The organism is Paenibacillus sp. RC334 (assembly GCF_030034735.1).
GTDB classification, from domain to species: domain Bacteria; phylum Bacillota; class Bacilli; order Paenibacillales; family Paenibacillaceae; genus Paenibacillus; species Paenibacillus terrae_A.
In genome coordinates this window covers 258,773-278,083 of the sequence record NZ_CP125370.1, presented here as the reverse complement: position 1 = coordinate 278,083, position 19,311 = coordinate 258,773, and the positions used below count along the sequence as shown (strand labels likewise).

The window sequence follows — 19,311 nt, the reverse complement described above, 5'->3', positions numbered from 1 at the left end:
TATGGAAAGTCGCATGGCTCAGCTACTCCCTATGATCCGTTTTGGCATGGTAGGACTGGTGAATACGGGAGTAGATTACATCATTTTCATGCTGCTGGCTTGGGCCGGAGTTCCGGTTGTGTTGTCGCAGATCATTTCATACAGCTGCGGCACAGCCAACAGTTACATTTTGAACAGCAAATGGACATTCAACAAACAACCAGCACCCGATACTCACAAACGTCAATTGCTTAAATTTATCGTCATCAACCTGATCGTATTGGGACTGACCTCCTTATTATTGCAAATGCTTCACAGTGGAACCGGGCTGCCGCTTGCCGTATGCAAGCTGATCGCCACCGCAGCCGGAATGATCATCAATTATATCGGGAGCCGATACTGGGTATTCGGTTCCCCATCCCGAAAGGAAAGTGAATCTCTATGAGAAAAATTACAAAAGCCGTTATTCCAGCCGCTGGATTAGGAACACGTTTTTTACCTGCTACGAAAGCTTTACCTAAAGAGATGCTTCCGATTGTCGACAAGCCAGCTATTCAATATATTGTTGAAGAAGCCATCAAATCCGGGATTGAAAGCATCATTATCGTGACTGGACGTAATAAAAAAGCCATCGAGGATCATTTCGACAAGTCCGTGGAATTGGAACAAGTGCTGGAGAGCAAAGGCAAGTATGATCTTCTGCGCGAGGTTCAAAGCATCGGGGGCAAAGCGGTCATTCACTATATCCGCCAAAAAGAACCCCTCGGTTTGGGACATGCGGTACGTTGTGCCCGTCAGTTTATTGGGGATGAGCCATTCGCTGTGTTGCTGGGCGATGATATTATGAATTCCTCCACTCCGGCGATTCGCCAAATGATGGATGTCTACGAAGCGACTGGCAAGCAAGTGGTTGGCGTACGCACAGTGGAAGAACAGGATGTAAGTAAATACGGCATTATTGACTCTATCCATCAGAACGGTCTTATTCACGAAGTTGGCGGACTTGTTGAAAAACCATCTCCTGCAGAAGCCCCTTCACGGCAAGCAGTCATTGGGAGGTATGTATTGGAGCCTTCTATTTTCTCGATATTGGAGAATCTGTCCACGGGTGCGGGCGGCGAATATCAACTGACTGACGCCCTTCATCAGGTAGCATTGCAAAATCAACTGCTGGCACTTGAGCTGGAAGGCACGCGATACGACATTGGAGATAAGGCCGGATATCTGGAAGCTGTGCTTCACATGGGTATGCAACGTGAGGATCTTCGTCCAATGCTTGACTCCATGATGCGCGAGTGGGCGCTGGCTTCCCGATAAAATAGGCACACAAGATTCACCTATCCCCTCCTCCTGTGCATATTCTGATATCCAATCCATGTTGTGGAACCACGAGAGTGGAAGGATAAACATATAAACCTGTACAATGTAAAAGTACAGTACCATCGGAATATGCTCGGCTGTCCGCCGAAATCAGGGAGGAAAAAGTCCATATGATACCTGAGGGGAATTTGCAAAATAATGTAGACCGTTTCAACGGCTTTGCCGATGACTACGACCAACACCGTCCGGAAGCACCGTCGCTCGTTGTCGAGATCATTACCCGCTATCTGGAACGAAAAGTGGAGCTTGTGGCCGATATTGGCTGTGGAACAGGGCTTTCGACTTTCATTTGGAAAGAGACGGCCCGGCAAATTGTCGGCATCGAGCCCAACCCGGACATGAGAGGAAAAGCGCAGCGCAAACTGGAGACAGCAGGAGCGATAACTGCAGGCACCATCTCCTTCAAAAGCGGGTTCTCCAACAACCTGCCCTTTGAGGATGGAACTGTAGACGTCATCACCTGCTCTCAATCCTTTCACTGGATGGACCCCGACAGCACGCTCAGGGAAGCGGGCAGAGTTTTGGCTCAGGGCGGGGTATTCGCTGCCTTTGACTGCGATTGGCCTCCGGTGCTGCAATGGGAGATAGACCAAGCTTATGTACAGCTGATCGCCAAAGCAGATGAGATTCTGAATCGGGAAGCACCTGTAGAGCAGCAAGCCCATAAATGGAGCAAGGAACAGCATTTGCCTAATCTACAGCGCAGCGGACAATTCCGATATACCCGGGAGATTGTCTTCCATAACCATGAGCAGTGTGACGCAGCTCGTTATATAGGGCTTGTTCTTAGTCAAGGCGGTATACAAACGCTATTCAAACTCGGCAATCGAGCGCTTGATGAAGATTTGGCCCGCTTTGTGAAGCTCGTAGAAGATCATTTTCAGGACAGAACACTGGATATCCTGTTCAGCTATCGTATGCGGCTCGGCGTCAAATAGAAAGGAAACAAGATCATTGTGATGATATATTCTTCAGCTCAAGCCCAAAAAAGACTCTCCTTCGCCTCGTAAAAACGAGTGCGTACAGGAGAGTCTTTTGGCTTCAAAAAAATAGCCACACTCATGTCCCTGCGAATCTTAGTCGCAGTTCCGTGGTATCTTCGGCGTCGGCTTAGGAAGAGCGGACAGCCAATAGAGATGCCAAGCGATCAGGGTAGTCGGTGATAATACCACTCACCCCCGCCTCCAGCAGCCGCTTCATTTCTTCCGGCTCATTCACTGTCCACGGGTGATAGACTACACCTGCTGCCAGTGCCTCAGATACTCCCTCCGGTGTGACGGAATGCTTGTAAGCATGCAGTGCTGTGACCCCGAATCGGCTTGCATACTCCGCCGGGCGAACCATAATCTCGATATACAGCACTCCCGTCCTGATCTCAGGGGCCAATTGCGCACAGAGCGCCAGTGATTCATGATTGAAGCTGGAGATAATCACCCGCTCCTCTAAACCGAAACGCCGTACAGCGGCAATCACCTCTTCCTCCATACCGGGATAGAGGTAAATGCTATTTTTCAATTCCAGATTAATGATTGCATCCGAAGCCTGCGCCAGCTCCAGCAGTTCATCCAGCAGCGGCACACGCTCACCCCGGAATTTCTCATCAAACCAGCCGCCTGCATCTAACCCATTCAGTTCTTCCAGTGTAATATCGCGTACATCCAGCGGGGAACCTGTCGTGCGTTCCAGCGATTCATCGTGAATAAGCACCAAATGCCCATCCCGGGTACGCTGCACATCCGTCTCTATGCCGGTTGCCCCCAGCTCCAAAGCGTGGCGGAACGCCGCCATCGTATTTTCAGGGCATACACCCGAAGCACCGCGATGTGCAAAATTAATAACTTTCTCGGTTACAGTCACTACATAACCCCTCCTGTCATTTCACAGGAACATTATACCGCCTCATTGTTTGGGCTGTATAAAATGTTCGTTACTGGTGCGTCTTCTTCTACGCGGTTTGAACAATTTTCCCGATCCAATCGGTATAAAACGTATTCCCGTTCCGTCGATCAAATGCTGCTGCCGCCGACTCTGCCAGTGGTCTGAAATACGCAATAATTTCTGTCAGCGTACGCTCCTCTTTGCCCCACTCCAAAGAAGCAGGCAGACGGATCAATCTACTATCACCCGAAGCATCGAGCTTTTGCAGCAGACCTACCATTGCCGCGTAAAAATACATTTGTTCCAGCCCGCTCTCATAATCCAGCGCCATATGCAAATGACGCTCTACCACTTCAATTCCCTTAACCGGGTCCGCAACCGCCAAATACTCGATATGCTCCGCTATGGTTTTCAGAAAATCACGGTCATCCCGAACCAGGCGATACCCGTTACGATGATGATCCTTCGCCTTGTCTGCTTCCCCTTGACGGTAAAGCGGCAATAGCACCTGTGAGAGCGTCACATGCGGCACTTCCGCGCATGTCATCCGTCCCGACAAAATCGGTTTGGCCACGGAAAGCGCCTGCTCGTCCTCTCCGGTCAAATAGTAAAACCGTACGATCTGGCTCTGCTCGCAGGCTTCACAATCACTCATGCTATCCCGTTCAATCGTACGAAAGGTATCCAGATACTGGCGTGCTTCATCCAGTCTCCCCATATCCATCGCGATACGGAACTTATAGTATTGATACGGACGCTCATTATACCCGTATTCGGCATAACGTTTGCGCATATCCTCGACAAGATCCTCCACCTGGGTTTTCGGTATATTGGGAAAGCTGCACACCTTGCCGAGAATCCATTTATAAGTCCACAGCAACTCTTGCTCATCATATTCGTCGGGGGTTTGATCAAATTGACCCAGTTGCCACGAAAAAGCGATCAGCGCCTTCAACGGATATCCATTAAAAATAGCGCAGTCCACAATTTCTCCCCGGACTTCGTAGGCGAGCTCCTTCAAACCGGAAGCATCCGCCAAGCGGGCCGCTTCCTCCAAAATCGCCAGCTTTGCCGCCCCACCGGGCAGATCCTGCGCCTGTTCCATCAAATCATATATCGTATCTTCCATTCGACTAGCCTCCTGTAATTATGCAATTACATGTTCTGTCCGTTCCCTAATCCCCAATTGATAAAATGCAGCACACTCCGGTTCATCAGCCCCAACTCACTCCGATTCATCGGATAGTGGCCCATCATAAGTGCGTTCACATACATCATTTCCGTTGCAGCCGTAATCATCTGTGTATCGGTAGCCTCAAAAATACGCGCCACCACCGGATTGTTCAGATTAAAATATAAGGTCGAGTAGCCCGCATTCTGCTGGACCCCGGCTTTCAGACTATCGAGTACATTGGAAAAAAGCGCCGTTGTTTCTTCGACGGTGTTTTCCATTGAACGCAAGGTTAGCGCATCCTGCGAAATGGTATATAGCACAGGCAAGCTCGCAGGCTCAAAACGCTTCAATTCAGTACGGCAGCGCATCGGTTGCAAAGCAGCATCCATGACGCGCAGCACGCTGTAATACTGCTCGCGCTCTTCCTGCGTCAGCCCGGTAAATGAAAGAGATACATCCTCGGGACTAAGCCGCTCGGCTTGCAGAGCAGGGTCGATCCAATGCAGCTTTTCCAAAATTTCCGTATCGTAAATATAGCCGCCATTGATCACCAGCATGGATTGCGCCGCCGCCACATGGGTAATCTGGCGATACTCATCAACCGTCGATGTGTAATGGAGCGGACGCCCGCCCGCCTCGCGGATCAGTTCACTCAGCTCCCGCCGCCCAAATGTACTTTCAAAGGAAAACCAGCGGTGCATAATCCGCAGAAATTCATCATCCTCCACCGCGAGCGCCTTCATGGAAAGCTCATGCAAACGAATCCAGTGCTGCAAGCGGTCTGGCTCATACTCCGCCATGCGTAGCAGCTCTTGCCGAATACAGGTTCCCAGTTCAGAACGAACACCGTCAAGCTGCTCATTTTCATAAAAATACTCACGTGATGCCGTCGGCTGCAATTCATCTGTCCAGATCAGACTTTTAATGAAAAAAGCCCACTCCGGCAATACATTTTCTGCTTTGTCGGACACCAGCATATGCTTCAGATACACCCGATGCAGCCGCTTGCTGTTGAGATTAATGCTACGCGGCAAAATGAATGCAATCCCGCCTGTTCTGCCCGATGCCGTCCGCAGTGGAATAAAATCGCCAAAGCGCTCACCCATCAGGCGATAGCCCAAGTCCAGCACCTCACCGCGACGACTGCGCAATTGTTCCGGGTCCTGCATCCAATGGGTAGATGGAAGATTGACGCGCCTGGTCTCCCCGTCTACAGACAGCATGACCGGATATGGCAGCAACGCCCCATAATAAAATAGAGACTCCTCCACCTGAGCTGGCTCATAATAAAACTCGCTCCCCGGCTTGCAGCGCAAATAAATTTGCGTGCCTACAGGCAGTTCAGTCTCCAATCGACGGATCGTATACGTTCCGTCCGGTTTCCCTCTCCATTCCATGGAGATGCCTTCCTTTACTGAACGCGTCAGCACCACAATTTCATCGCTCACCATAAAGCAAGACAGCAAGCCAATCCCAAATCGCCCGATAAATGATGTCTCCGAGGCCAGTAAATCTGCCCCCTTCTTCGAAGACTGGCCAATGATCGACAGAAAGCGGTGGATGTCTTCTTCCGACAGTCCAATGCCGTTATCCTGAATCATCAAAACCTGTTGTTCACCGGAGCCAGATAACTCCACGGTCACTTTACCTTCAAATCCTTTACTTTCAGCAGCAGTCTCCCCTAGCTCCTTGCGAGCCGTAATTGCGTCTGTTGCATTTTGCAGTACCTCGCGTATAAACACGCGTGGGCTGCTATATAAATGATTGGCCAAAATATCAATCATCCCGCCCAAGTTCACCTGAAAACGATATTCGTTCGTTTGACTCATACAGATCATTCCTTTCTGGAAATGCTACGACAATCCTTGGCTTTTGAATAAACCATCATGTAAATTATAACGTGGATTACAGACGGATTGTACACCCTGCATTTCAGATATCAATACGTTGACAACGCTATAATAGGGTCTTTTTTCACCTTGGCTGATCGTAAATGGGTCTAATTAACTTCATAAAAATGTATGTAATATGAGTGTATAGTTAATAAGTATCATCTTCGCTTAGTTAAATTTAGTAATTAAAATAATTTTTATTTAAAAATCAGCCTGTTCTTGTATCGCTATATCTGCTGAGGGACAAATGGCTCATTTTATACAAAGAGCCCGCATGGCTGCTCCTGTATACCCATACAAGAGAGAATGCGGGCTTTTTCAGGTACAGCCGGGGCTGTACCTTTTGCAGAAAAAGGATTAATGAGACTTGGCGAAACGGATTACGTTCCACGAGGCTTTGCCCAAATGAGCTTTTACGATGCCATCGTCGAGCTTGGCATTACCGCCGTTGTGAGGCGTTACCTTTTCTCCTGCCGGACTGTTAGTTGCTTTGAGATCGTCATGCTCCAGCACGGTATGCTCCACAATGCGATAGCCTTCGAAGCTGCGCACATCCACTGTCAGCTCCAGCGACTCGGACAAGTGGCGGTTTACCGCAAAGACGGTCAGAGCGTCTCCCTCTTCATCATAGACCACAGCGCTATCCAGATAAGGAATGTCTGTGAAATCCTTGGAATCGTATTTTTCCGAGTCCACCACGGGCATCAACGATACACCGCGACCATAACGGGATGCATGCAGATACGGATAGAAAATCGTCTGTTTCCACGCTTTGCCGTTATTTTCAGTCATGATTGGCGCAATGACATTGACCAGTTGGGCCAGACAAGCCATTTTTACACGGTCAGCATGACGCAGGAACGTAATAAGCATACTTCCCACCAGTAGTGCATCCTCGAAGTTGTAAATATCCTCAAGTTGGGGCGGCGCCACAGACCACGGATCAATTTTGCTGTCCGCATCGTTGGAGTGGTACCACACATTCCATTCATCGAAGCTGAGCATCATTTTTTTCTTGCTGCGTTTCTTCGCTTTGATATAGTCACAGGTCGAAATAACTGTATGAATAAAATGGTCCATATCCATGGAGCGTGCCAAATAATTGGCCGTATCATTGTCGTGGTTGCCATAGTATTGATGCAGAGAAATATAGTCGGCTACCTCATAGGTATGATCCAGCGTCGTCGCTTCCCATTCAGGGAACGTCGGCATTGTCGAACTGGAACTGCCGCATGATACAAGCTCAATGTCAGGGTCAATCAGCTTCATTGCTTTTGCGGACTCTACCGCAAGGCGACCATACTCTTCCGCTGTCTTGTGTCCGATCTGCCACGGGCCATCCATTTCGTTGCCGAGACACCAGGTTTTAATCTTGTGCGGTTGCTCAACACCGTGACTACGACGCAGATCACTCCAGTAGGAGCCGCCTGGATGGTTGCAATATTCCACCAGATTACGTGCCGCATCAATCCCGCGTGTACCCAGGTTAACCGCCATCATGACCTCTGAACCGATATCTTTCGCCCATTTGAAAAATTCGTTCGTACCCACTTCATTCGGCTCGACCGTTCTCCACGCCAGTTCTAGCTGTCTAGGTCTGGACGCGACAGGACCGACACCATCTTCCCAATTGTAGCCGGACACAAAATTCCCGCCCGGATAGCGTATAATAGGAACATCAAGCTGCTTCACCAGCTCTTTTACATCATTACGGAAACCGCTTTCATCACTAGTTGAATGAGTAGGCTCATAAATACCACCATATACAGCACGCCCGAGATGCTCTACAAAAGAACCATAAATGCGTTTATCGACTTCAGCAATACGAAATGACTTGTCTACAATCATTTTTGCTTTTACAGCTGCTGCCACCTAAACCATCCTCTCTGAATGCGAAAATAAAATCCGTTGTACCTCTAAGACTAACAAACCGTTTTATTTCAGCATTTTGCATCATTCGATTCCCAACGCTCGAAAGTACAATAGATAGACGAACTAAACCGTTTCGATCTCTATATTGCTGATTTGAAATCGCTCTTGGGATTGTTGCAAAATGCTCATTTACGAATTTAATATAACACACCATAAATATTATAGTCAATATTATTATTAAATACTTAATATATTTATTAACTATATTAATAAACGATAAGCAATTGGTTACGTTTAGCAAATAACTTCTTTGTTAAGTAAGGATTTTGCAAAAATCCGGGAAGCGACCTGTAATCGACAATATTGCACTTTGGAGCGGCTGGAATTGAATTTTGTAAAATCCTGAAGTAGCTATAGTTGTACAGATGCGATCAAAATTTTATTAAGGAAAGTGGGATTGACAAAGGCAGGGCTGCATGAGAAAATGTACGCGCGTACATAAAATGACTGGAGGTGGGTAATATCGTATCGCGCAAGGAAGTAGCAGAGCTCGCCGGCGTGTCTGAAGCGACGGTGTCGCGGGTATTGAACGCGGCCGGTCCCATCAAGGAAGAGACCCGCAAGAAGGTCAAGGACGCCGCCAATCAGCTTGGATATGTTCCCAGCGCGCTGGCCCGCAACTTTGCCCGAAGCAAGAGCGGCCATCTTGGTGTGGTTATGCCTTATGTACCGAAGGCGCACCTGTTCTCAGCCTATTTTTTCTCCGAGATGCTGAGCGGCATCGGAAGCAAGGCCAGGGACAGCGGGCTTGATCTGCTACTATTGTTCCGGAAGCCGGGGGAAAAGATGGATTACAGCGGTCTTTTCCGCCAGCAAAAGGTCGATGCCTGTATCATCCTTGGGGCCAGAGATGACCACGATGAGTTGGAAGCGCTGAAGAGACTTCAGGAAGAAGGGCGTCCGTTCTGCGTCATGAATCACCATTTTGCAGGACAATCGTTCTGTGAAGTGGATGCAGACCATGTGGAGGGAAGCCGGACGGCTGTAAGTCACCTCATTGAGCAGGGATGCAAGCGGATTGCCTTTCTCAACGGCCCGGATATCTATTCCAACAGTACAGAGCGATTGAAGGGATACCGCACCGCGCTTCAGGATGCCGGTATTGAATATGATCGCGAGTTGCTTCTGGAGGGCAATTACAGCCGTCGAAGCGGGCTCGAAGCGTCGGCTACAATCGCTGGCAGGCTGAATGATATTGACGCCGTATTTGCGGCGAACGACCGAATGGCCATCGGGGTGATGCAGGGTCTGCGCGAGCTCGGACTGGGAGTTGACCGGTTCCCGGCGTTCATTGGCTATGACGATTCGGATGTGGCCGAGATGGCCGTTCCGCCGCTGAGCAGTGTCCGCGTTCCTTTTTATGAGATGGGGGTGCTTGCGGCCTCGAAGCTTATACCGGATCCTCTGGACCGCATTTCAGCCTTGGAACTGACCGGACGCGCCTCGATAAGAGAGCTTCTGTCCACAGAGTTGATTATCAGGGCATCATCCATTCGTCAATAGCCGCATTCGTCAACAATTCGCTGGAACTCAGACCCATAAGGAGGATAACGACATGTCTAATCGGCTTCGTATCGGAATGGTTGGCTACAAATTTATGGGCAAGGCTCACAGCAACGCTTACCGTAGCCTGCCCATGTTCTTCCCGGGTGCCCCGCTGCAGCCGGAGATGTCCGTCATCTGTGGACGCAACGAGCAGGGGGTTCAGGCGGCTGCCCGCCAGTTCGGCTGGACCGAAAGCGTTACCAATTGGCGTGATCTGGTGAAACGTGACGATATTGATCTCATTGACATCAACGCCCCGAGTAATGCCCATAAGGAAATTGTCGTTGAGGCTGCCCTCCATGGCAAGCATCTGTTCTGTGAAAAGCCGCTTGCGCTCTCGCTGGCGGATTCCCGTGACATGCTACAGGCAGCGGAGGAAGCGGGTGTCAGACATATGATCGGCTTCAACTACCGCTTCTCTCCGGCTGTCCAACTGGCTAAGCAGCTAGTCGAGAGCGGTCGCCTGGGCAAAATCTATCATTTCCGTGCCTTTTTCCTTCAGGACTGGATCATGGACCCGTCCTTCCCGCTGGTGTGGCGGCTGCAAAAGGAAGTGGCAGGTTCTGGCTCTCATGGTGATCTTGGCGCCCATCTGATTGATCTCGCCCGGTTCCTGGTCGGCGAGTTCCATGAAGTGATCGGTATGAGCGAGACGTTCATCAAGCAGCGCCCGCTGGCTTCGGAGATGACCGGATTGAGCGCCAAGGGCAGCGCCGGGGCGAATGCGCCGATGGGAGAAGTGACGGTCGATGATGCCACGCTGTTCCTGGCACGCTTCGCCGAAGGTGCGCTGGGCAGCTTCGAGGCCACACGGTTTGCGGCTGGACACCGGAGCACCAATTCATTCGAGATCAACGGTAGTCTGGGCAGTGTGCGGTTTGACTTTGAACGAATGAACGAACTGGAAGTGTATTTCACGCAAGATGAGGAGGACGTTCAGGGCTTCCGCCGCGTGCTCGCCACCGATCCGGCACACAAGTACTCCGAGGCCTGGTGGCCTGCGGGACATACGATCGGATTCGAGCATACCTTCACCCACGAGATGCTTGAGCTGATGAGTGCCATCTCCGAGGGACGGCAGCCTGTACCGAACTTCCACGACGGGGTCGCTTGTCAGGCCGTGCTTGAAGCAGTGGAACGATCCATAGAGGAGCGCCGCTGGGTATCCATTGAAGAAATGTAATATAACTATCACATTCCGAAAGGTGAGTGGATTACAGATGAGCAAGGCACTGATTGTATGGGGCGGATGGGACGGACATGAGCCGGAACAGGTGGCGGCCATTTCTGAACGGATTCTGAAGGAAGAGCAATTCGAGGTGGAGGTGTCTAATAGCCTTGAAGCCTACCAGGATGCGGAGAAGCTGCTAGGCCTGGACCTGATCGTTCCGTTGTGGACCATGGGACAGATTGAGCAGGAACTGGTCAATAATGTCTCGGCAGCAGTTCAGAGCGGCGTAGGCCTGGCAGGCTGCCATGGCGGCATGTGTGATGCCTTCCGGAACAATGTGGACTGGCAGTTCATGACAGGCGGGCAATGGGTTGCACATCCCGGCAATGACGGGGTGGAGTATATGGTGAACATGAAGCGCGGCTCCAGCCCGCTGCTGGACCATATTGAGGATTTTCAGGTCAAAAGCGAGCAGTACTACCTCCACGTAGACCCGGCGGTTGAAGTGCTGGCAACCACACGCTTCCCGGTCGTACCGGGACCACATTCAGCCAACGGGCTGGTGGATATGCCCGTTGTATGGACGAAGCGCTGGGGGAACGGCCGCGTCTTCTACAATTCGCTGGGACATCACGCGGATATCATAGATATGCCTCAAGTGACCGAGATGATGCGCAGCGGGTTCCTGTGGGCGGCAGCAGGCAAACAGACGGCGGCTGCCCGGGGAAGCTCCCTGGCAGATGCTTATACTGGCATGGCAGACAACCAGCAGCGGTAGCGTGGACAGGATGGTTCGGATGCAGTAGGAAATTCCATTATCCATTTTTTGAAGGTGAAGGGAGTCCAGGCATGAACAAAATGAAGGTGGGCATTATCGGTTGTGGTAAAATCAGCGGAATTTACATGGAAAATTGCCATCGCTTCGACATTCTGGAGCTGTCCGCAGTAGCGGATCTGGACCAAGGCCGGGCTAAGGAGCAGGCAGCAGCGTACAACGTTCCGAACGTATATTCGGTAGACGAGATCCTGGCTGATCCAGAGATCGAACTCATCATTAATCTGACCATTCCGGCCGTTCACGCCGACGTGTGCCTCAGAGCTCTTGAGACAGGCAAGCATGTCTATGTAGAGAAGCCGCTTGCAGTCACCCGTGAGCAGGGCCAGGCAGTCTTGGAGCTGGCCCGCCGCAAGGGACTGCTTGTTGGCTGCGCACCGGAGACCTTCTTCGGCTCCGGCATACAGACGTCATTGAAGCTGATTGAGGACGGGGTCATTGGCAGGCCGGTAGCCGCTACGGCCTTCATGATGAGCCGTGGACATGAACATTGGCATCCCGATCCTGAATTTTATTATGCTGTGGGCGGCGGCCCGATGTTTGATATGGGGCCTTATTATTTGACAGCTTTGGTGCAATTGCTTGGTCCGATTGCCACCATCTCCGGCATGACAGGCAGGGCGCTGGACCAGCGAATGATTACAAGCGAGAAAAAGAGAGGCCAGACCATCCCGGTCGACATTCCGACCCATGTGGCCGGATTGCTACGCTTCGAGCAGGGGGCTGTCGGCACGCTGATTACCAGCTTTGACATCTTTGGTGGAAGCTCCCTGCCACCGATTGAGGTATATGGTTCTCTTGGCACGCTGCAGGTGCCTGACCCGAACACGTTCGGAGGGCCGGTTCGCTACAGGCTGCTGGGCGAGCAGGAATGGACAGAGGCGCCGCTGCTGCCGGGCTACCAGGAGAATACACGGGGCATCGGCGTTGCCGATATGGCCTACGCTATCCGCAGCGGACGGCCTCACCGCGCCAGCGGTGAACTGGCCTACCATGTGCTGGAGGCGATGTGGGCGTTCCATGATTCCTCCGATGAACAGTCGTTCTATCCGATGCAGAGCACATGCCTGCGCCCGGCAGCTTTGCCGGAAAATCTGCCCTTGTATACGTTGGATGCAGCTTTCAAAAAATGAATACACGCTCTATCTTCGTACATGATCCCATCAATATTGTCTAACCCATATACAAAACATGGCTATGTGAGCCCGAAAAAGCGGAGCCCCTCCTTCAAAGAGAAGCTCCGCTGTTCGTATTGTGACATTGTAGCCAGATACAAAAGGGGAAACGCGTAGTTTTCACCATATGCCTGATTGAGCGGGATATAAACGCTTTTGTTTACGTTGTTCCTCCAGTAAGTGCATCATCTGTTGTTGAACGCTTCTGGTCTGCTGCGTTGCAAATGCGGGATGGGCAAGGTTACATGTTTCCAAAGGGTCGTTGGTTAGGTTATACAATTCAAATTCGTCACGATCCGGTTTTGTTTTGACCTGTGTAGCCCATTGAGAGTATTGTCCGCATGTATGATCACCCACGGGTCGCATAGTAACATCCTTCACCCCCGGTTGGCTCCAGAATTGAGTACTGTAAAAATAGCGGGTAAACTTCCACAACTCCTTCACACCATCTCTTTGCAGGGTCATAATGACAGTCTCGATATGATTGGGCTGAACAACAGACGGATATGCCTCTCCCAGTATATTGATCTGCTGCTGGCCTCGGGTCACATCGTCGTCGGTCATAAAATAAACCGGCTGGTCAGCTATCTCCCCCTGGTTCTGTCCTCGGATAACAGGAGTAAGATTACGTCCCACCAAGGGACGGGCTTCGCTAAAACTGTTTTGCAGGCCGCTCTGGATCGCAGCGATGTCAGCATTCGCCAGTCCAAGCATTGTAGGCAGGAGATCCACGTGGTTTGTCAGGGTATGCTCGCTTTTATATTGAGGAAACAGATGTTGGTTATGGATAACCAAAGGCACATGCACAACCTCTTCGTACGCACAGTAAAATTTTTGATGAAGATTGCCGTGAGCGCCTAGCAAATCTCCATGATCGGACGTAAAAATCACTATGGTATTATCATAGAAAGAAGAACGGGTCAGTGCTTCAAATACCTTAAGCATCTGACGGTCTGCATTTTTTTGCAACTGGTAGTACAGCTTTCGGTAAAAGGGCTGATCAATAATGGGCTGTAACGCTCTAGGGTAAATATCCCTGTAGCTTGCCTGACAGCGCGGCTTTGTAGCCAGCCATTCGTTGATCGTCGGTGGAGGAGCGACCGCTGGCATCGGCTCCACCTCAAATCGAAACATGGGCAACCGTGCAGTAATAGCACCATATAAAACAATATCATGCGGGTTCACAAATGAAGTTACGATTAACCAAGGCTCTGCATGGTTGTCATGTTCTTTCCGACGGTCAAGGGCTTCGATTAGCTCAACGGTTTCTGCGGCATACACCTCATCTCGCCCGCTTAAACCAACAGCGGCGGAGGAACCGGAATTTCGTGGGTTTCTCCCATGCGGCTCCGGACCGATCCACCCGGAAAATCCAAAGTTATCCAAGCGGTCGGCTTGCTCATATATGCCTTCCAGTCTTCTGTCGGGTACACCCGTCAGCGGATGATAGCTGGGGAGGGCTTTGTGCGTGCCTGGGATGATAATATCCTCATCGGATATATGCCATTTTCCTTTATAATACGTTTGGTATCCGGCTGCGTGAAAATAATCCCCCATCGTAGGCACCGTGTTTCTATCCAGCCAGAACATATCTGAGTCGAATGCTCCCTTGGCCACCCCATCTGTCTGAGTTACACCATGGAGTGACGGATAATGGCCAGTAAATAAGGTTGTCCTGCTGGGGCTGCATGCAGCACTTCCAATATAATGCCTGTGAAACTCCAGCCCGTGAGACCTCAAGAGTCCTTGCGTAATAAGATTTTGTCTGCTCCATTCTTTGATTTCCCGGTTTTCATAAACCGCAGGATACCGTTCCTCATCCACAAGGAGTACCAGAAAATTAGGTTTATCAAAGGCTCGGGGGGAAAATGAGCTATCGTTCATGGAATACACATCCTAGGTTGGTTTTTACCCTAAGATTATGTTGTGAAGCCCCAAAACAGTATCATTCGGAAAAGAAGTTCAGACATTCTGATATCTTAAAAAAGATGATATAATTAATACTAAACGGGAGCTGGAGAAGCTCAATTAACCGAAATTATTTTAATGAATCCCTATACGGATAAGGACGATCCGCTCGACAAGCAGTCTATCTTTGATGTCTATGCCAAGACCGCAGAGGGCAAACTAATTGATATCGAAATGCAGCTTTTCAACAAATACGATATTGAGAAGCGGACATTGTTTTATTGGAGTAAGCGATATGCGGGACAGCTTCATGAGGGCGAAAAATACCAGGAACTAAAAAATGTGTGACCATTAACATCCTCAACTATTCTTTTTTACCTAACGATGAATACCACAATGTATTCCATTTACGTGAGGACCGCACAGGGATATCACTTATTGATGATATTGAAGTACACTTTTTGGAACTGCTGAAGCTGGATGAGCAAACCGCATCCTTCGAAGAAGGAGGGCTTATCAACTGGCTGTTGTTTCTTAAAGGCGCAGATCCATCCAAATGGGAGGTTTTGAAAATGAACGAACCAGGATTGGAAAAAGCCATGGACACGCTGCAATTCTTGAGTCAGGATTCGGAAGCAAGACGTCTGTATGAAGCCCGGCAGAAATACCTGCACGATGAAGCTTCCATGCTCGATAGAGCAGAATCCGTCGGTATGGCGAAAGGAAAAATAGAAGAGAAAAAGAATATCGCCAAAAACATGCTGTCCATGGGCCTGGACATAGCAACGATTGCAAAGGCTACCGGATTATCTGAACAAGAAATTAAATCCATTCAAGTATAAAAGTAAAACAACAAAACGGCGGAGTTCCTCGGTATTAAACCAAGAAACTCCGCCGTTGCTATGTGTAGCCTATAACCCACCGCGCTACAACTACTACTTAATGCCCGAAATCGTATAATTTTCGATAATATACTTTTGGAAAACAATGAATATGATCATGATCGGTACAACCATGAAGGTCGAGCCTGCCATCTGGAGCGCGAACTGGCTCTCATTTTGACCTTTGAGCAACGACAGTCCCACGGACAACGTATACAGCTTCTCATCGTTCGCAATAATGAGCGGCCACAGGAAGCTGTTCCAACCGCCGATAAAGGTCAGAATGGCCTGTACTGCCAAAATCGGTGTTGAGATAGGCAGTACAATTTGCAGGAAAGTACGAAACTCCCCTGCACCATCAAGGCGCGTTGCCTCCAGCAGTTCTTCCGGAATATCGGACATGAACTGTCTGAACAGGAAGATGGCGAAGGCGCCTACCAAGCCGGGAAGTACAATCCCCATCATGGTGTTGGTTAATCCCATCTGGTTCAAAATCAAATATACAGGAATCATCGTCACCTGCCCCGGAACCATCATCGTGGCCAGCACCAAATAGAACAGGAAACCTTTACCTTTAAATTTGAATTTGGCAAAGCCGTAGCCTGCCATGGCGTTCAGGAATAATCCAAAAAAGGAAGCTAATACAATCACTAGCGTATTGGTCAGATAGGTGCCAAAAGCCATGCTATCAAATAGTGTTTTAAAATTGTCCAATGTGAAATGCTGCGGCCAGATGGTTGGAGGAATTTGGGTTACCTCGCTCTCCGTCTTAAAGGAGGATAAAATCATCCACGCAAAAGGCAGCACCATCAACAGACCTCCCACGGTCAGGAGAATCGCCACGAACCATTGAAATGTTTTTTCTCCACTGCGCGAATTGGCGCGGGCTTGCTGAACAGCTGTTTTCACGTTCATCACCTCTCTCTATCAGGACTCCGCTTTATTTTGCAAACGGAACTGAATCAGCGTCACCGCGATGATCGCAAAGAACAGAATGAACGATCCCGCCGCGGCATAACCGAATTTACTAAATTGGAAACCGTTATTGTATATAAACAGGGATGCTGATAGTGTGCCGTCAAGCGGTTTCCCTTTGGTCATGACGAACGGTTCCTCGAAAAATTGCAGCCAGCCGATCATCGTTGTAATGGACACGAAGAAAATAGCGTAGCGGAGCTGCGGAAGGGTAATATAACGAATTTGTTGCCATGTGCTGGCCCCGTCAAGCTGAGCCGCCTCATAGTAAGAACCCGGAATCCCTTTAATGGCAGCAATGAAAATAATCATATTCAAGCCTATTCCCCGCCAAACAGCCAATAAAATAAGCGAAATTTTCGCCATCGTAGGATCGGTCAGCCAAGGGACAGGCTCCAGATTCATCATGCCCAGTACATAGTTGAAAAGCCCGAGGGTCGGATTATACAAATAACTCCAGACCACCGCTACCGCCACCACGTTCGTTACGGACGGCAGATAGAACACCACGCGGAAAACTTTGAAAGTACGTGATTTACCCATGTTAATCAGGATTGCAATGCTGAGTGAAAACAATAGCACTAAAGGAACCCCGATGATGACGAAAAATAGAGTGTTCCCAATGGACTTTAGAAAAGAAGGGTCTATTAGCACATTCTTGTAATTTTCCAGTCCTATAAAGCGAATATTATCATAATTAACGAGTCCTGACAGATCCATATCTGTGAAGCTGATCACGAGTGCCAGTAAAATCGGCAACAGCGAAAACAGCGTCAGCAGAATGATGGAGGGACCGATAAACAAGTATGGCGCAAGCTTCTGCGAGCTTCCTTTCATGCCTTCACTCCCTTTGACAATGACGGATACGGATCATTATTTTTTCATAATACTTGCAGCTTGCTGGTTAAAGTCATCCATTTCCTTCTGTACGTCGGCTTGACCACGGTAAATGCGTTCGAAGCTCTTGATGAATTGCTGAGAAACCTCTTCCCATGCTGCCAGTTGCGGTAATGCTGCGGAATGATCGAGCTGCTTACGAATCGTTTGAAGCATCGGATCATTCTTCAGTTTTGCATCTTCCCATGACTTGGTAGCGGCAGGCAAGGTACTGGACAGCTCCATCCATTTCAGCTGCGTTTCCGGTTTACTCATGAAAGCCAGGAATTTGGCCGATTCCTCCGGGTGCTTGCTAAACTGCATAATCGAAAGGTTCGACCCTCCCAAAACAGACAGATTGTTTACTTTGCCAGGAAGCTCGGCTATATTCCATTTTCCATCCAGCTCAGGTGCCTTGCTCTTGATTTCTCTAATCATGAAGGGACCGCTGATAAACATAGGAACGATACCATCCCCTTGCAATCCCTGAACGGAATCTATCCCAAGATCAAGGGCATTGGAGCCGTTTTGGAAAAAGGTGTTCAAATACTTCACAGCTTCTACAAACGGTGGCTGGTTGAACAGCGGATTGCCCTGCTCATCGATCAGCTTGGAGCCGTTCTGAAGAGCGAACATAAAGCCCAGAGACTGCTCCTTCGAATTAATGGCAATACCATACTTCCCTTTGCCACGCGCTGCCAGCTTTTGAGCAGCATCAGAAAGTTCTTCCCACGTTTTAGGGGCTTCATTATATCCAACTTGCTTCAATAGATCTGAACGGTAGAACAAAACTTTCGTTTCGGTATACCAAGGAACTCCTACAGGTTTTCCCTCAAATTTTGCCGTATCCACAGCACCCGGGAAGAAATTCTTCGATTCCAGCTCAGGATATTTACTGATATAAGGGGTGATGTCCGTCAATGCACCCGCAGATGCAAGCTCCGGAACCCATGATGTACCCAACTGAACCACATCCGGACCGGATTTGGAAGCAACTGCTGTCAGCAGCTTATCGTGAGCGTTATCCCAAGGCAGTGCCTGCACATCTACATGAATATCAGGATTTTCCTTTTCAAAATCCTTTGCAATCACAGGCAGCAACTTACCTTCCGCCCCCATGCCCCATAGGGTAATCGTCGTTTTTCCATTCGCATCCTTGCCGGATGATTCATCCTTGGACGAACAGCCTGCCAACGCGCCCCCCAGTAATAAGGTGCTTGCCAAAATGATCCCTAACGTTCTTTTCATCATACAAATTCCTCCCGAGATGACCGGCTCACCGATCATTCAAATATGATAACGGATTCGATTACACACGATAAAGCATACAGCGTTTAAAGCCAATTAAATCCTGCCTTTTATAAAAAATATGTGGAAAGCCTAAGGACCATACCCATCAATAGAAACGTTTCGATAGTCATTATAAAACAAATTGAAACCGTATTCAATAGGGATATTATTTTTTATTCGTATAGAATTATGCCCAATTTTCTTTCATTTCATCTATAAATCGTTATTTTCTCGGTAAAATGACCCTCCATTTCGATTTGACTCTCTATTTGAAAGCGTATATAATCCAACTGAGTTCAACAATAGAAACGTTTCGATTAATAATACGACAGGAAACTAAGCTTTTATGTAAAGTAGCCTGTTCGTCGCTTCTTTGAATCATTCTTTACCAAAAAATCTCATGGATCTGAAAAAGAAAGC

At 49.1% G+C, this 19,311-nt stretch carries 15 protein-coding genes and 1 pseudogene; 8 read left to right on the top strand and 8 right to left on the bottom strand.

Features of this window, described 5'->3' with window-relative positions:
- Position 1 precedes the first annotated feature (1 nt).
- The 3 genes from QMK20_RS01275 (at position 2) to QMK20_RS01265 (ending at position 2,297) form a co-directional block, all read left to right on the top strand.
- Positions 2-424 (top strand): GtrA family protein, encoded by a 423-nt coding sequence (locus tag QMK20_RS01275; protein WP_283654252.1) that lies wholly within the window; start codon positions 2-4, stop codon positions 422-424.
- A complete protein-coding gene (galU, locus tag QMK20_RS01270; protein ID WP_044646488.1) occupies positions 421-1,296 on the top strand; it encodes a UTP--glucose-1-phosphate uridylyltransferase GalU in 876 nt (291 codons plus the stop codon). The genes QMK20_RS01275 and galU overlap by 4 nt, the downstream gene beginning before the upstream one ends.
- 173 nt (positions 1,297-1,469) lie before the next feature.
- Positions 1,470-2,297, top strand: coding sequence for a class I SAM-dependent methyltransferase (locus QMK20_RS01265; protein WP_283654251.1), 828 nt, complete (start codon positions 1,470-1,472; stop codon positions 2,295-2,297).
- Positions 2,298-2,469: 172 nt separating this feature from the next.
- Here the strand turns inward: QMK20_RS01265 and QMK20_RS01260 are convergent, their stop codons facing one another.
- The 4 genes from QMK20_RS01260 to arfA all read right to left on the bottom strand — a co-directional run bounded on the left by QMK20_RS01260 (position 2,470) and on the right by arfA (position 8,175).
- A complete protein-coding gene (locus QMK20_RS01260) occupies positions 2,470-3,216 on the bottom strand; it encodes a glycerophosphodiester phosphodiesterase (protein WP_283654250.1) in 747 nt (248 codons plus the stop codon).
- 88 nt (positions 3,217-3,304) lie between these two features.
- Positions 3,305-4,366, bottom strand: a complete 1,062-nt coding sequence (locus QMK20_RS01255) for a hypothetical protein (protein WP_283654249.1) — start codon at positions 4,364-4,366, stop codon at positions 3,305-3,307.
- A gap of 26 nt (positions 4,367-4,392) precedes the next feature.
- Entirely contained in the window at positions 4,393-6,240 is a 1,848-nt protein-coding gene (locus QMK20_RS01250) for an HSP90 family protein (protein WP_283654248.1), read from the bottom strand.
- A gap of 420 nt (positions 6,241-6,660) precedes the next feature.
- On the bottom strand, positions 6,661-8,175 hold the full coding sequence (gene arfA / locus QMK20_RS01245) for an arabinosylfuranosidase ArfA (protein WP_283654247.1): 1,515 nt from the start codon (positions 8,173-8,175) through the stop codon (positions 6,661-6,663).
- Positions 8,176-8,682: 507 nt separating this feature from the next.
- Here arfA and QMK20_RS01240 point away from each other — a divergent pair.
- The 4 genes from QMK20_RS01240 to QMK20_RS01225 all read left to right on the top strand — a co-directional run bounded on the left by QMK20_RS01240 (position 8,683) and on the right by QMK20_RS01225 (position 12,919).
- Positions 8,683-9,738 (top strand): LacI family DNA-binding transcriptional regulator, encoded by a 1,056-nt coding sequence (locus QMK20_RS01240; RefSeq protein WP_404580103.1) that lies wholly within the window; start codon positions 8,683-8,685, stop codon positions 9,736-9,738.
- Between the two features lie 52 nt (positions 9,739-9,790).
- Positions 9,791-10,963: a Gfo/Idh/MocA family protein gene (locus tag QMK20_RS01235; RefSeq protein ID WP_283654245.1), complete on the top strand. Its 1,173-nt coding sequence runs from the start codon at positions 9,791-9,793 to the stop codon at positions 10,961-10,963.
- Positions 10,964-11,000: 37 nt separating this feature from the next.
- Positions 11,001-11,729 carry a ThuA domain-containing protein gene (locus QMK20_RS01230; RefSeq protein WP_283654244.1) on the top strand — a complete coding sequence of 243 codons (729 nt, stop codon included), beginning with the start codon at positions 11,001-11,003 and terminating at the stop codon, positions 11,727-11,729.
- A 71-nt stretch (positions 11,730-11,800) separates the two neighbouring features.
- Entirely contained in the window at positions 11,801-12,919 is a 1,119-nt protein-coding gene (locus QMK20_RS01225) for a Gfo/Idh/MocA family protein (RefSeq protein ID WP_283654243.1), read from the top strand.
- Positions 12,920-13,081: 162 nt separating this feature from the next.
- On the opposite strand, the gene QMK20_RS01220 is transcribed toward QMK20_RS01225, so the two are convergent.
- Positions 13,082-14,845: a sulfatase family protein gene (locus QMK20_RS01220; RefSeq protein ID WP_283654242.1), complete on the bottom strand. Its 1,764-nt coding sequence runs from the start codon at positions 14,843-14,845 to the stop codon at positions 13,082-13,084.
- Between the two features lie 129 nt (positions 14,846-14,974).
- On the opposite strand from QMK20_RS01220, the pseudogene QMK20_RS01215 reads away from it, so the two are divergent.
- Positions 14,975-15,711, top strand: a pseudogene (locus QMK20_RS01215) (Rpn family recombination-promoting nuclease/putative transposase); the annotation flags it as partial.
- Between the two features lie 93 nt (positions 15,712-15,804).
- Here QMK20_RS01215 and QMK20_RS01210 read toward each other — a convergent pair.
- The 3 genes from QMK20_RS01210 to QMK20_RS01200 are packed head-to-tail and all read right to left on the bottom strand — an operon-like array spanning position 15,805 to position 18,852.
- Positions 15,805-16,659 carry a carbohydrate ABC transporter permease gene (locus QMK20_RS01210; RefSeq protein ID WP_044646507.1) on the bottom strand — a complete coding sequence of 285 codons (855 nt, stop codon included), beginning with the start codon at positions 16,657-16,659 and terminating at the stop codon, positions 15,805-15,807.
- An 18-nt stretch (positions 16,660-16,677) separates the two neighbouring features.
- Entirely contained in the window at positions 16,678-17,562 is an 885-nt protein-coding gene (locus QMK20_RS01205) for a carbohydrate ABC transporter permease (protein WP_283654241.1), read from the bottom strand.
- 36 nt (positions 17,563-17,598) lie between these two features.
- Complete coding sequence (locus tag QMK20_RS01200; RefSeq protein WP_283654240.1) at positions 17,599-18,852, bottom strand: extracellular solute-binding protein; 1,254 nt, start codon at positions 18,850-18,852, stop codon at positions 17,599-17,601.
- Between the last annotated feature and the right edge of the window lie 459 nt (positions 18,853-19,311).

Coding starts and splice junctions, on each gene's coding strand:
- QMK20_RS01275 (WP_283654252.1), top strand. CDS start 2: ATGGAAAGTCGCATGGCTCAGCTACTCCCTATGATCCGTTTTGGCATG.
- galU (WP_044646488.1), top strand. CDS start 421: ATGAGAAAAATTACAAAAGCCGTTATTCCAGCCGCTGGATTAGGAACA.
- QMK20_RS01265 (WP_283654251.1), top strand. CDS start 1,470: ATGATACCTGAGGGGAATTTGCAAAATAATGTAGACCGTTTCAACGGC.
- QMK20_RS01255 (WP_283654249.1), bottom strand. CDS start 4,366: ATGGAAGATACGATATATGATTTGATGGAACAGGCGCAGGATCTGCCC.
- QMK20_RS01250 (WP_283654248.1), bottom strand. CDS start 6,240: ATGAGTCAAACGAACGAATATCGTTTTCAGGTGAACTTGGGCGGGATG.
- QMK20_RS01235 (WP_283654245.1), top strand. CDS start 9,791: ATGTCTAATCGGCTTCGTATCGGAATGGTTGGCTACAAATTTATGGGC.
- QMK20_RS01230 (WP_283654244.1), top strand. CDS start 11,001: ATGAGCAAGGCACTGATTGTATGGGGCGGATGGGACGGACATGAGCCG.
- QMK20_RS01225 (WP_283654243.1), top strand. CDS start 11,801: ATGAACAAAATGAAGGTGGGCATTATCGGTTGTGGTAAAATCAGCGGA.
- QMK20_RS01220 (WP_283654242.1), bottom strand. CDS start 14,845: ATGAACGATAGCTCATTTTCCCCCCGAGCCTTTGATAAACCTAATTTT.
- QMK20_RS01205 (WP_283654241.1), bottom strand. CDS start 17,562: ATGAAAGGAAGCTCGCAGAAGCTTGCGCCATACTTGTTTATCGGTCCC.
- QMK20_RS01200 (WP_283654240.1), bottom strand. CDS start 18,852: ATGATGAAAAGAACGTTAGGGATCATTTTGGCAAGCACCTTATTACTG.